Below are 13388 nucleotides of genomic sequence, written 5' to 3' on the forward strand. Positions count from 1 at the left end.
ACCGGCGTCGGGGCGGGCGGCGGGGCGGGAGGCTCTCACGTATCCCTCTGGTGGGGGGCTTACTCGTCTCACTCGCGCTTGGCCCTGCCGCCTGTACCGGGAGCGAGCGGGGTACGACGACGATCACCGTCGCGTCCGTCGACTTCACGCGGGATATGCAGAGGCTGGTCCACGACTTCCAGCGTGCCCAACCGCATGTCCGGGTGAAGTTCGAGTTTCTCCCGGAGAGTGTGCTGCGGAACCGGATTCCCCAGGACATCGCCAACGAAGTCGGCCGCTACGACGTCGTCTCCATCGGCCCGTGGGAGGCGCCGATCTGGGCCTCGCGAGGATGGCTCACTCGGCTCGACGCCTTAGCGAGTCAGGAGGACGACCAGGAGGACGACTACGACGTAAAGGATTTCATTCCTGTGGTGCGTGAGGCACTGTCGTATCGTAACGGGCTGTACGCGGTGCCGTACTACGGGGAGTCGTCTTTCCTGGTGTACCGCAAGGATCTCTTGGCCAAGGCCGGGTTGACCATGCCGGAACGGCCAACTTGGCAGCAGGTTGCGAAACTGGCGGCCAAGCTCCACGATCCCCAGCACGGCACCGCCGGTATCTGCCTGCGCGGAGGTCCCGTCTGGCTGGACCTCTTGCCTCTCAACACGGTGATCCTGACTTTCGGGGGCCGTTGGTTCGACGAGAATTGGAACCCCCAACTCACCTCCCCCGAAACCAAGCGGGCGGTGCGGTTCTACGTGGACCTCGTCCGCAGTTCCGGCGAGTCCCGCGCTTTCGAAGCCGGGCCCGCGCAGTGCCAGGCGACGATGGAGCAGGGCAAGGCGGCCATGTTGTACGACACTACCTCCTTCGCCGGGCGTCTTGAGGACCCCAAGACCAGCACGGTCGCCGGAAAGCTCGGCTACGCTCCGGCGCCGGTGATGCGCACGGATAACTCGGGGTGGCTGTGGACCTGGGCGCTGGCGATCCCTGTCACGTCCAAACACCCGAAAGCGGCGTGGGACTTCGCCTCCTGGGCCACGTCGAAGCGGTACCTGAAGCTGTACGGCGAAAAGCTCGGCTGGGTCGGAGTGCCTCCTGGCAGTCGGCTCTCCACGTACAGGCTTCCTCCGTACAAGAAGGCCGCCAAGGCGTTTCTCCAACCGACACTGAACGCGCTCAACTCCGTGAACCTCACACGGCCCGGTCTGCATAAGCAGCCGTGGACAGGAACGTCATACGTCGGCATCCCGGAGTACGCGGGCCTTGGCGGACGGGTGGCCAAGGAGATCTCCGCGGCGATCGCGGGCGGACAGTCGGTCGACGAAGCGCTGGAAAAGGCCCAACTCTTCGCGAACGATGTGGTCGAGGGCGGTGGCTACAAGGACTGAACAAGTGTCTGACTCATCTTGGGCCGGTCAGGCTCTGGTTCGTTCGTCTCCCCCCCGGCCCTCGGCCCTGTTGCGGAGCCAGGTAGAAGTGCTCCAGCCGCTGCATGCCCAGGGCAGGGGCCCAAGCCGCGAAGCCCACATTGACAGGGCGGACCCGTGGATCACACAATCGTCGGCATGACTAGGCACTGGTTCGATGAGACGGGGCCGCTGCGTGTCCCGGATCGAACCGGGTGCGAGCGTTCCGGTCGCTAGCCGGGCTGCCGCTGCGCTGGGTATTCGCCGCGCGCCGTAGCCCAGGCCGTGCTGGTCGCCTTTCTGGCTGTTTCCAGTAGTCCGGTCTCGGTCCTCACCCCTTCGGTGCGGCACTGGGCTCCTTTCTCTATCTCGGCACCCCAGGGCACACGTCTCAGAGTCGGCCGTCGGCCGTCATCAGCGAGAAGAAGGATTCCCTTTATGACTGTGCAGACTGCTGCCGTTCCGCTGCCCGCCCTGCGTGAGGCCCGGGTGCCCGAGGACGGGATGTACGAGGGTGTGCGTGTCCTGCGTCGTGTGCCCGGGGGCTGGGAGGAGCGTCCCTATGAGCGGATCGAGCTGGTGCCGCAGGGGCGCACTATCGGGGCCGAGGTGCGGGGCGTGGACCTGTCGTGTCCGCTGGAACCCGCGCTGCGCGAGGAGTTGAACCGCGCGCTGCTGGAGTGGAAGGTGCTCTTCTTCCGAGGCCAGCACCTCACCTCCGTGCAACAGCGTGACTTCGCGGGACAGTGGGGGGAGTTGGAGACCAACCCGCTGCTCGCCCGGGGGGCCAGTGACGACGTGGTTCGCTTCGACAAGGGCAGCGGCACCACGCCGACGTTCGAGAACGTGTGGCACGCCGACGTCACCTTCCGGGAGCGGCCTGCGCTCGGTGCCGTGTTGCAGCTGCGTGAGGTCCCGCCAGTTGGCGGGGACACGATGTGGGCGGACATGGCGGCCGCGTACGACAACCTCCCCCGGGAGGTGAAGGAACGGATCGACGGGGCCCGGGCCGTACACGACTTCATCCCCGGGTTCGCCCGCTTCTATCCGCCCGAGCGGCTCGCCCCGCTTCAGTCGGTGTTCCCTCCTGTGGAGCACCCCGTGGTGCGGACCCATCCGGAGACCGGGCGGCGGATGCTTTTCGTCAACACCTCGTTCACCACGCGGATTAGCGGCATGGAGCGCGAGGACAGCGACCGGCTGCTGCGTTACCTGTTCCAGCAGGCGCACGTCCCGGAGTATCAGGTGCGCTTCCGTTGGCAGCCCGGCGACGTCGCGTTCTGGGACAACCGTGCCACCCAGCACTACGCGGTGAACGACTACGCGCCCCATGGCCGGGTGGCCGAGCGGGTCGCCATCGCGGGCGACCGACCGTTCTGATGGCCCGCGGGTGGGTGCGAGGGCGGGGGGCGGAGTGGTCAGTGGGTGGGGTGCTTGTGGCGGAGTCGTACGGGGAGTTCCCGGACGCTGTTGCCTACGAAGGACGCGTGCCTGGGTAGTCGCGGTTCGAGGGTGGTGAGGTGGAGGTCCGGAAAGCGTGCGAAGAGCTGCTCGAGCGCGATGGTGGCCTCCATACGCGCCAGCGGGGCGCCCAGGCAGAAGTGTGCGCCATGACCGAGCGAGAGGTGGCGGGCTGGGTTGTCGCGGGTGATGTCGAAGCGGTCGGCGTCTTGTCCGTGAGCCCGCTTGTCTCGGCCCGCGGCGGAGTAACCGGCCAGCACCGGGGTGCCCTTGGGGATGACGGTGCCGTCGAGGGTCAGGTCGCGGGTGGCGTAGCGGAAGGGGAAGTAGCTGACGGGGCTGTCCCAGCGCAGGGTCTCTTCCACGACGTCTGCCCAGGACGCTTTTCCGGACTGGGCCAGGGCGAGCTGGTCGCGGTGTGCGCAGAGAGCCCGTACCGCGTTGGTGATCAGGTTCAGGGTGGTCTCGTGCCCTGCGATGATCATGAGGAGCAGGGTGCCGAGGAGTTCGTGCGGGCTGAGGCGGTCGCCGTCCTCCTCCCGAGCTGCGATCAGGGCGCTGGTGAGGTCGTCTCCCGGGGCCTTGGTCCGGGCGGCGGCGACAGCGCCGAGTACCTCCAGCATGTCTTGGTTGGCGGCCATCGACCGCTCGGGGCTGATGTCGGTGGCGACGATCTGGTTCGACAGGTGGTGTAGGCGGTCGTGGTGTTCGGGGTCTATGCCGAGGAGTTCGCAGATGACGCCCATCGGCAGCGGTAGCGCGAAGTGCGCGCGTAGATCCGCGATGCCGTCACCGGACTCGGTGGCGGTCTGGTCGAGGCCGTCGAGCAGCGAGGCGGTCAATGCCTCGATACGGGGGCGCAGTTGGGCCACCCGGCGTACCGTGAGCGCCTTGCTTGCCAGTGACCGCAGCCGCCGGTGGTCGGCGCCGTCGGCGGTGGTCATGCCCCGTACGGTGGCGAACGTCTTCAGGGGCCAGCCGTCGGGTATCTGCCCGGCTTGGAGCGCGGCGAAGTGCTGGGCGTTCTTGGCGACATCGGGGTGCGCGAGGAATTCCTTGAGCGCGTCATGACCCAGTACCGCCATGCCCCGCACCTCGCCGGGCAGGACCACAGGGGTGACTGTGCCGCGTGCGAGCAGCCGGGCGTTCTCCGCGTGGGGGCAGCCGCCCGCTGGGTCGAGGTGGTGTGGCTGGTCGGGTGTGTCGTTCACCGATGACGTGTTCAACGGCTCTCCCGGAGTGGGGGACGAGGGAACGGAACGCGGGTTTGCCGCCACCTCGGCTCGATATCGGCGTACGAGAGTACGAGGGTACGAGAGGTGGACGCGGTCGAGTGCCCGGTTCACGGTACTCGACCGCCACGGCGGTGTTCCAGGCCGCGCCACGTTGCGGGTGGCCGACCGGATGCCCCTCAGGCGGGTGAGGTGGTGGGGTGTGGGTGCGTCTCGTACATGCGCACCGCCACGACGAGGCCGGAGGCCGCGGTGAGGGCGGCGACGGTCCAGATGGCGGCGGTGAGGCCGTACGCCCCGGCGATGGCTCCGGCGACGAGGGCGCCGACAGCGAAGCCGCCATCGCGCCACAGCCGGTAGACGCCTACGGCCCGGGCGCGCCAAGCGGGGTGGGCGACGTCGCCGATGACGGCGAGCAGGGTGGGGTAGACCAGGGCGGTGCCTGCTCCGAGCAGGATCTGGGCGGTGGCCCAGACGGGGAAGGTGGTGCCGAGGGCGACCAGGGCGATGGCGGCGGCCTGGACGAGCATGCCCGCCGTGATGAGGTGTTTGCGGCCGATGCGGTCGGACCACCAGCCGGTGAGGAGCTGGCCCGCGCCCCAGATGGCGGGGTAGAGGGCGGCGAGTGCGCCGATCTGGGCGACGGACAGGCCGTGGGCGGCGAAGAGCAGCGGGAAGATGCCCCAGGCCAGGGCGTCGTTGAGGTTGTTGACCAGGCCCGCCTGGCTGGCGGCGGACAGGGATTTGTCGGTGAAGCTGGTGCGCCGGGCGATCTGGGCGGTGGTCAACTCGGTCTCGGCGGTGGCCTGGACGGGGTGGAGGGCCGCTTCCGCGCGCGCGTGGTCGCGGGTCTCGCGGACGGCGAGGAGGGACAGGCCGAGGCCGAGCGCGGCGTAGGCGGCGCCGAGGAGGAAGGGTTCGGGGCGCAGGCCGTAGTGGTGGGCGATGGCGCCGGTGGCCATGGAGGTGACCGCGACGGCGACGTATCCGGCGGCCTCGTTGAACCCCATGGCCAGGCCGCGCCGTTCGGGCCCCGCCAGGTCGATCTTCATGATGACGGTGGTGGACCAGGTCAGGCCCTGGGAGGCGCCGAGCAGGATGTTGGCGGCGACGATCCACCCCCAGGTGGGACCCCAGGCCAGCATGGCGGGTACGGGCAGAGCGAGCAGCCAGCCACCGATGAGGACGGGCTTGCGGCCGTAGCGGTCGGAGAGGGTTCCGGCGGCGAAGTTGGTGGCCGCTTTGGTGGCGCCGAAGGCCAGGATGTACGTCAACGCGCTGACGGAGACGGCCAGGTGGAAGACTTCTTCGGCCAGCAGCGGCAGGACGACGCGTTCCTGGCCGAGCATGCCGCCGACCAGGGCGTTGACGGCGACGAGCAGCGTGAACTGGGCGAGGTTGGCGCGCAGCCCGAGCTGGATGCCGCTGCCGGGGGTGGTGGAGGGAATGGTCATGCGCCTTCCTCGAGGGGGCGCCCGGTGGCCTTCGACCAGTCAGCGGGGCCGCCGTCGAGGACGGCGAGGCCCTGGAGTCCGGCACGTTGGAGGAGGCTGGCGGCGGTCATCGCGCGCTCACCGTGCCCGCAGGCGACCACGGCACCGGCCGGTACATCGCCGGTACGTCCGGTCAGCTCGCCCAGTTCGATGCCGACCGCTTCGGGGATGTGGCCAGCGCGGTGCTCAGAGTGCTGGCGGATGTCGAGGACGGGGCGGTGGGCGACGCGGTCGGCGGTGAGGAGTTCGACGCGCTGCTGCCTGCCCCCGTCCGCGGTCCAGGCCGCCATCTCCAGGTGGCCCGCGAGGCGCTCGTATCCGATCTTCCACGCCTGCCAGGTGAGCTCGGCCAGATCCTGGCCCGGGGCGGTGACGAAGATCAGCGGGGTGTCGTCGGGCAGCAGCCAGCCCAGCCAGGTGGCGAACTGGTCGCGCAGCGCGATCGAGATCGCGCCGGGGATGTGCCCGGCGGCGAAGTCCGCGACAGGGCGTACGTCGACGAGCTGAGCGCCCTGCCCAAGGAGGTGGCGTGCGGTGGGTGGGTCGAGCAGAGGGAGGATCGCCGTCCCCGTGAGGAGCGTGGGTCCGCGCCGGTTGATCTCGCCGAGGCGGTCGAAGTAGTCGGGATAGGAGCCGAGGCTGCCCAGCAACTGGCGTACGAAAGAGCTCTCGTCGGGGGCCGCGAGCAAGGGGTTGGCCTGCTTCTGGGCGCCGATGGTCGTGGTGCGCTCGGCGCCGGGCGGTGCGGAGCAGAAGGAGCCCGCACCGTGGGTGGGCCAGACAGCCACCTGGTCCGGCAGCTCCGCCAGCCGCCGCAGCGAACGGAACTGGGCACGGGCGAGTTCCTCGGCGCGGTCGGCTCCCTGGAGATCGGTGCGGGCGGCCGAGCCGACGATCAGCGAGCCGCCGGTGAACACTCCCAGTTCGCGGGTGCCGTCCAGCAGGAGGAAGGACAGGTGCTCGTCGGTGTGGCCGGGGGTGGACAGCGCCCGCAGGGTCAGGCCGCCCAGGCCGATCTCGTCGCCGTCGCCCAGGCGCTGGTGCGCAAAGGCGCGGTCCCCGGCGGCGGAGGCAAGGACGGCGGCACCGTCGTCGTGCGCGAGCTGCAGGGCGCCGGACAGGAAGTCGGCGTGCAGGTGGGTGTCGGCGGCGTACGCGACGGACAGTCCGCGCCGCTCGGCCGCGGCGCGCAGGGCGCGTAGGTCCCGGCTCGCGTCTACGGCCAGGGCGCGGCCGTCGCCGAGGTCGACGAGATAGGCGCTGTTGCCGAGACCGCTGTCGACCAGCGGTATCAGGTGATCGTCGGGGAAACCCATCGGATCCTCTCCTCCAGTGTCACGGTAGCTGTCGGGTCGCTTCAGCGCCCGCCTCTAGTTACAATATTCCATGGATTTATGGATGATGGGAGTTCGGTCATGGGAGACCCCGCGCGCAAGGCCGCGCTGTATGACGCCTTCGCCCGTACGGGCAAGGCCCTGAGCAGCGGAAAGCGTCTGGAGCTGCTCGATCTGCTGGCCCAGGGCGAGCGCACCGTGGACGCGCTCGCGAAGGCCGCGGGGCTGAACCTGACCACCGCGTCGGCGCATCTGCAGACCCTCAAGCAGGCGGGCCTGGTCGCCACCCGCCGCGAAGGGGTACGCATCCACTACCGGCTGGCCGGGGACGACGTCGCCGCCCTGTACGCCCTGCTGCGCCAGGTCGCCCAGACGCACCAGAGCGATGTCGAGCCCGCGCGCGCCGCCTACCTGGGTACCGATGAAGCCCGGGAGGTCGACCGGGAGGAGCTGCTCGCCCGCGCACGGACAGGCGACCTCGTCGTCCTCGATGTGCGTCCGGCCGAGGAGTACGCGGGCGGACATATCCCCGGCGCCCTCTCGATCCCGGTCGAGGAGCTGGCCGACCGGGTGTCGGAGCTGCCGGACGATGCCGAGGTCGTGGCGTACTGCCGGGGCGCCTACTGCGTCCTCGCCTACGACGCCGTACGGCTGCTGCACGAGCGCGGCCGCAGGGCGGTCCGGCTGACCGACGGGATGCTGGAGTGGCGGCTCGCCGAGCTGCCCGTGGAAACGGGGGTCGCCGCGTGATCGCCACGCACCCGGGACTCCAGGGCGGGCACCGCGGGCGGCCGGTCTATCTGGACTACAACGCCACCACCCCCGTCGATCCGCGGGTGGTCGAGGCGATGCGCCCGTATCTCGCGGACTGGTTCGGCAACCCGTCCAGCGGACACGCCTACGCCACCGAACCGAAGAAGGCCCTGGACCATGCCCGAGCCAAGGTCGCGGCGTTCGTCGGCGCCGAGGCCGACGAGATCGTGTTCACCGGTTCCGGCTCGGAGGCGGACAACCTCGCCCTGCGCGGCGCCGTACTGGCCGCCAGGACCGAGCGTCCCCATGTGATCACCCAGGTCACCGAGCATCCTGCCGTGCTGGAAACGTGCCGGGCCCTGGAGCGACTGCACGGCACCGAGGTGACGTATCTGCCCGTTGACCGCAACGGTGTCACCGGCCCCGGGAAGCTGGCCGCCGCGCTCACCGACCGCACCGTGCTGGTGTCCGTGATGGCCGCCAACAACGAGACGGGCGCCCTCCAGCCGGTCCCCGAACTGGCCCGCGTCACCCGAGCCCACGGCGCGCTCTTCCACTGCGACGCGGCCCAGGCGGCCGGGAAGATCCCCCTGGATGTGGCGGAGTGGGGCGTGGACCTGCTGACGCTCGTCGGCCACAAGATGTACGCGCCCAAGGGCATCGGCGCCCTGTACGTCCGCCGCGGGATCACCCTCGAACCGCTCGTCTACGGCGGCGGCCAGGAGAGCGGCCTGCGCGCCGGAACCGAGAGCGTCGCCCTCGCCGTGGCCCTCGGCACCGCTGCCCAACTCGCCGCCACCGAACTGGCCGACGGCTTCAGCAAGCGCATCTCCACACTGCGCGACCGGCTGTACGCCCGGCTGACCGCAGCCCTGCGGGACCAGGTTCACCTCAACGGCCCGGCCGCCACATCGTGCCTGCCGAACACCCTCAACGTGAGCATCGACGGCACCCGCGGCCATGAACTCCTGGCTGCCACGCCGCAGATCGCAGCCTCCACCGGCTCGGCCTGCCACAGCGGTGAGCACTCCCCTTCGCCCGTACTCCGCGCCATGGGCCTGGACGACACCCGCGGCCTCGCCGCCCTCCGCCTGACACTAGGCCGCTGGACCACCGCCGACGACATCGACCGAGCCGCCGACCTGATCACCACCGCCGCGCGCAGGCTCCTGGGCCTCGCGTAACCCCACCGCTGCTCCGGTGCGCCGGTGCGCGTGCCTCACCCGACCTATGGGCAGGAGACTGTCCTGGCCGACACGAGCGGTGCTCGCCGCGCGGCTTCGCGGCATGAGCGCCGCCAGTTCCTAGGCTCGCCGCATGACCGAGAACGAGATCCAGCTCAAGGCCATCGCGGCGCTGACCGCACTGCGCGGAGACGTCGGCGCGGACTACGTCTCTGATCTGCTCGGCGAGGTCATCCCGACGCAGTTCCTCGTCCCCGCGGTCGCGGACCCGCAAGAGATCGGCGAAGCCGTCCTGGAGCAGCTCTCCGACCCGCTGAGCGCGCTGATCAACGGCTTCGTCCTCGCCTTCCAGACGATCGCCGACGCATACGACCAGCTGGAACCCGGGACGCCGACCGAGGCGATCTTGCAGGCACTCGCGCTCGACATCGCACGCGGCGCCGACTGAAGCGCGGCGTGAGTGCGGGCGAGAGCGCTTTCAGGGTTTGGGTGATTCGAAGGGGGTCGGCTCTCAAGACTCGAAGGCTTGGGGGCGTGAACTGGCCCTCTGAGCGGCAAGTTCGGCTGTTCTCTTGACAGTTGAGTTCAGGAGTCTTACGTTCCGCACCTGAGAGTGCAGAGAGCGCTCTCAACCAAACCCGCGCGGACCACGACGTCTCGAGGTGCCGTTCATGAGAGCCCCCCACACCAGACCAGCCGCCGTGCTGGTCCTGGCCACCGCCGTGGCCGTAGTCGGACTCGGTCCGGCGGCGGGTCCGGCGGTGGCCGCCACCGTCCCCGTAGGCTCGGGCAGTTACTCCGATGCCCGCCCGGCCGGTACGTCAGGACCCCAGACCAACACCGGCGCCCCCGTCACACCCAAGGTCACCGACGCCGCGAAGGACCGCCCCGTACCCACGAATGACTGGTGGTCGTCGCTCGCCTTCCAGCGCTATGGCGACAATCCGTACTCCACCCCGATGTACGGGCACCCACTCACCTACCAGGCCACCTCGGGCGGACTCGACGTCGGCTATCCGACCAGCCCGGCGATCGTCGGCGAGGGGCGCCAGTACGAGTTCGCCCACAAACGCGACCTCACCATCGGGCTCGCCGGGCTCAACTCCCCCGACACCAAGGCCGACGACTGGTCCGACTGGACCGTGACGCCCTACTGGTCCGACGGCGCCCGCACCCTGCGCACCACCATCGGCCACGGCCTGCCCTTCGTGTACGCGAAGGGGTCCGGCGCCGACGCGCAGATCACCACGGCAGGCGCCCCCACCGTCTTCGCCGACCAGGGTCATGTCCTCGGCATCACCGTCGGTGGCCACCACTACGCGTTGTTCGCCCCCACCGGTAGCGACTGGAAGGTCTCCGGCTCCACCATCCGCGCGGGCCTGGGCTCCCAGGATCACTTCTCGCTGGCCGTCCTCCCCGACAAAGGCGCGCTCGCCACCTACCAGAAGTACGCCTACAGCTTTGTCACCGGCTCCAAGGTGGCCTGGAGCTCCAGCGGCGGCACGGTGAAGGCCACGTACACGCTGACGACTCAGGCCGAGGAAGGCAGCGAACGCGGCACGATCCAGGCCCTGTACCGCCATCAGTGGCGGAACACCACGGACCCGCTCACCCCGTACACGTACGTCTCCCCACGCGGGACGATGAAGGTGCGCGAGGCGGCCTCCTTCACGACCCGTCAGAAGTCGTCGGCGGTGCTGCCCGCGCTGCCGAAGTCCGACGGCGTCGACTCGGCCCGCCTGCGCGGCTATCTGAACGAGGTCGTGAACGCCGACGATCCTTTCTCCGGCGCGAGCGATACCTATTGGACGGGTAAGGCGCTCGGGCGCCTCGCCCAACTCGTGCCCCTCGCCGAGCAGATCGGCGAGGAGGCGCTACGCGACAGGCTCCTTGGGCTGATCAAGGGCAGGCTCCAGGAGTGGTTCACCGCGGGCGGCGCCAGCGAGTTCTCGTACGACACGGACTGGCGGACCCTCACCGGCTATCCGGCCTCCTACGGCAGCGACACCGAGCTCAACGACCACCACTTCCACTACGGCTACTACGTGTACGCGGCGGCCATCGTCGCCCAGTACGACCAGGGCTGGGCCGACGACGCGGCGTGGGGCGGCATGGTCCGGATGCTCGTCCGCGATACGGCCAATCCCAGCCGCACCGATGACGCGTTCCCCTTCCTGCGCGGCTTCGACGTCTACGCGGGCCACAGCTGGGCCTCCGGGCACCAGGGCTTCGCCGCGGGCAACAACCAGGAGTCGTCGTCGGAGTCCACCAATCTCAGCGCCGCCCTGGTGTTGTGGGGATCGGCTACCGGGGACACCTCGCTGCGCGACCTCGGCGCCTTTCTGCTGACCACGGAGTCCGAGTCCATCGCCCAGTACTGGTTCGACGCCGACGAGCAGGTCTTCCCGTCCTCCTACGGCCATGACACGGTCGGCATGGTGTGGGGCAGCGGCGGGGCGTACGCCACCTGGTGGACCGCGAACCCCGAGGAGATCCATGGCATCAACGTCCTGCCGGTGACCGGGGGTTCACTGCACCTGGGCGGCCACAAGGCCGCCATCCGGCGCAATATCGCCGAGCTGGAGCGGGAGAACGGCGGGCCCGCCGTCGAATGGCGCGACATTCTCTGGGAGTTCGAGTCGCTCGCCGACCCGGCGACGGCGAAGTCCAAGTGGGACGCGGGCCACGCCGGATACACCCCCGAGCAGGGCGAGTCCAAGGCCCACACCTACCACTGGATCAACACGCTGGACGCGCTCGGGGCTCCTGACGCGACGGTGACGGGGTCCATCCCGACCTCGGCCGTCTTCCGCAAGGGCGACGTGCTCACCTACGCCGCGCACAACCACGGCCCGACCGCCCGCACGGTGACCTTCTCCGACGGCACGTCCCTGTCGGTGCCCGCTCGTTCCACGGCTGTCGGTACGGGCACCGGTGGCCCGGACCCCGACCCCGATCCTGAGCCCGATCCGCCGACGGGCAACACCTTTCAGCTGCGCAGCGGCGGTGTTCTCACCACCGCGACCGACGGCACACCGGGCAGCGACACGATCGCGTCCGCTGACGGCGCCAACCACGACGGCACGCCGCACAAGCCGCTCGTGTACGAGGCCCGGGGCGTCAACGGCACGCTCACCCCCGGCGGCTCGACCGCCTTCCGGCTCCCGGTCGACGCGGGCACCACGGTCGCGCTCGGCCAGCAGGCCCGGGTCAGTTACGACCTCACCGGAGACGGCGACTTCGAACGGACCGAGACCTACACCTACTTCGCGACCGATCCGGTGAACGGATGGGAGGAGTACACCCAGTCGCGCGGACTGAAGGCGGCCAGCGGCGCGCTCGGTGATCTCAAGGGCGGGACCGTGCGCCTGGAGGTCTGGAGCGCCATCGGGAACGGCACGTCCTCGCTGCGGACTGGCACCGCCACGTCGGTCCTGGTCATCCCCTACGACTGACCCAGCCCCACCCCCACCCCCATGAACGGCGGCGGGCGTCGGCTCTCAGGCCGATGCCCGCCGTACCAGCGTGGTGGGGGTGATGACGGAAGCGGGCGCATCGCCCGCCGTGTTGTTCAGCAGCCGCATCAGCAGGCGCACCATCAGCCGCCCCATGCCCTCGATGTCCTGCCGTACCGTGGTCAGCGCCGGTTCCGTCGTCTCCGCCACGGAGCCCACGTCGTCGAAGCCGACGAGCGCGACGTCATCGGGCACCCGCAGGCCGCGCTCGCGCAGGGTGCGCAGGGCGCCGGACGCCATCAGGTCGTTCGAGGCGAAGACGCCGTCGACGTTCGGGCGACGGTCCAGTAGCTCGGCCATCGCCCGTGCGCCGCTCTCCGCGGTGAAGTCGCCCTGGCACAGCAGCGCGGGGTCGGCATCCACCAGCACATCGTGGTACCCGTCAATCCGGTCGAGTGCCGACGTCTGGTCCCGTGGACCCGCGATGAGGGCGATGTTCTTCCGGCCCAGGGCGCACAGGTGGCGCACCGCCTCCCGTGCCCCGCCACGGTTGTCGCAGTCGACGTAGGGGATGTCGAGGTCGTGACCCGCGGGCGGGCGGCCGCCGAACACCGCGGGAATCCTGGCACGGCTGATGAGCGCGGGCAGTTCGTCGTCGTTGTGCAGGGAAAAGGCGAGCGCTCCGTCGACATGACCGCCGCCGAGGTAGCGCGCCACCCGGTCGCGGTCGGCGGAGCCCTCCACCCACAGCAGCACCAACTGACAGTCATGGACGGTGAGTTCACGGCTGATCCCGCGCACCTGCCGCTCGAAGAACGGGTCCGAGAAGATCCGGAACTCGGGCTCGGCGATCAACACCCCGACCGCGCCGTTGCGCCGGGTGACGAGGGTGCGCGCCGCGTGGTTCGGTACGTATCCGAGCTCGTCGACCGCCTGCCGCACCTTGTCGACCAGCGGGGCACGAACGCCGATGCCGCCGTTGACGACGCGGGATGCCGTGGCCCGGGAGACACCGGCGCGGGCGGCGACGGCTTCCAGGGTGGGGCGGGACCCAACGGTCGGCTCGGACAACGCTCGGTCTCCTT

General features: G+C 69.9%; 10 protein-coding genes. 6 read left to right on the forward strand and 4 right to left on the reverse strand.

Annotated features, from left to right (window positions below; genetic code table 11):
- The first annotated feature begins 50 nt into the window (after positions 1-50).
- Complete coding sequence (locus GCN81_RS13375; RefSeq protein WP_197287620.1) at positions 51-1373, forward strand: ABC transporter substrate-binding protein; 1323 nt, start codon at positions 51-53, stop codon at positions 1371-1373.
- 456 nt (positions 1374-1829) lie between these two features.
- Entirely contained in the window at positions 1830-2771 is a 942-nt protein-coding gene (locus GCN81_RS13380) for a TauD/TfdA dioxygenase family protein (protein ID WP_156724795.1), read from the forward strand.
- A gap of 38 nt (positions 2772-2809) precedes the next feature.
- On the opposite strand, the gene GCN81_RS13385 is transcribed toward GCN81_RS13380, so the two are convergent.
- From GCN81_RS13385 to GCN81_RS13395, 3 genes are all read right to left on the reverse strand, one after another.
- The gene (locus GCN81_RS13385; RefSeq protein WP_407697964.1) at positions 2810-4078 is read right to left on the reverse strand and encodes a cytochrome P450 family protein; all 1269 of its coding nucleotides are present in this window, start codon (positions 4076-4078) and stop codon (positions 2810-2812) included.
- A 185-nt stretch (positions 4079-4263) separates the two neighbouring features.
- Entirely contained in the window at positions 4264-5538 is a 1275-nt protein-coding gene (locus tag GCN81_RS13390) for an MFS transporter (RefSeq protein WP_156724797.1), read from the reverse strand.
- Entirely contained in the window at positions 5535-6893 is a 1359-nt protein-coding gene (locus GCN81_RS13395) for an MBL fold metallo-hydrolase (protein WP_156724798.1), read from the reverse strand. Before GCN81_RS13395 ends, GCN81_RS13390 begins: the two co-directional genes overlap by 4 nt.
- A 99-nt stretch (positions 6894-6992) precedes the next feature.
- Here GCN81_RS13395 and GCN81_RS13400 point away from each other — a divergent pair, with 99 nt between their 5' ends.
- The 4 genes from GCN81_RS13400 (at position 6993) to GCN81_RS13415 (ending at position 12303) form a co-directional block, all read left to right on the forward strand.
- Positions 6993-7661 carry an ArsR/SmtB family transcription factor gene (locus GCN81_RS13400; protein ID WP_156724799.1) on the forward strand — a complete coding sequence of 223 codons (669 nt, stop codon included), beginning with the start codon at positions 6993-6995 and terminating at the stop codon, positions 7659-7661.
- Positions 7658-8848, forward strand: a complete 1191-nt coding sequence (locus GCN81_RS13405) for a cysteine desulfurase family protein (protein ID WP_197287621.1) — start codon at positions 7658-7660, stop codon at positions 8846-8848. Before GCN81_RS13400 ends, GCN81_RS13405 begins: the two co-directional genes overlap by 4 nt.
- Before the next feature lie 133 nt (positions 8849-8981).
- A complete protein-coding gene (locus GCN81_RS13410; protein ID WP_156724800.1) occupies positions 8982-9296 on the forward strand; it encodes a hypothetical protein in 315 nt (104 codons plus the stop codon).
- Positions 9297-9519: 223 nt separating this feature from the next.
- On the forward strand, positions 9520-12303 hold the full coding sequence (locus tag GCN81_RS13415) for a glycosyl hydrolase (RefSeq protein WP_156724801.1): 2784 nt from the start codon (positions 9520-9522) through the stop codon (positions 12301-12303).
- 45 nt (positions 12304-12348) lie between these two features.
- Here the strand turns inward: GCN81_RS13415 and GCN81_RS13420 are convergent, their stop codons facing one another.
- On the reverse strand, positions 12349-13374 hold the full coding sequence (locus tag GCN81_RS13420) for a LacI family DNA-binding transcriptional regulator (protein WP_156724802.1): 1026 nt from the start codon (positions 13372-13374) through the stop codon (positions 12349-12351).
- Positions 13375-13388 lie beyond the last annotated feature (14 nt).

It is taken from the genome of Streptomyces apocyni, assembly GCF_009739465.1.
GTDB classification, from domain to species: Bacteria; Actinomycetota; Actinomycetes; order Streptomycetales; family Streptomycetaceae; genus Streptomyces; species Streptomyces apocyni.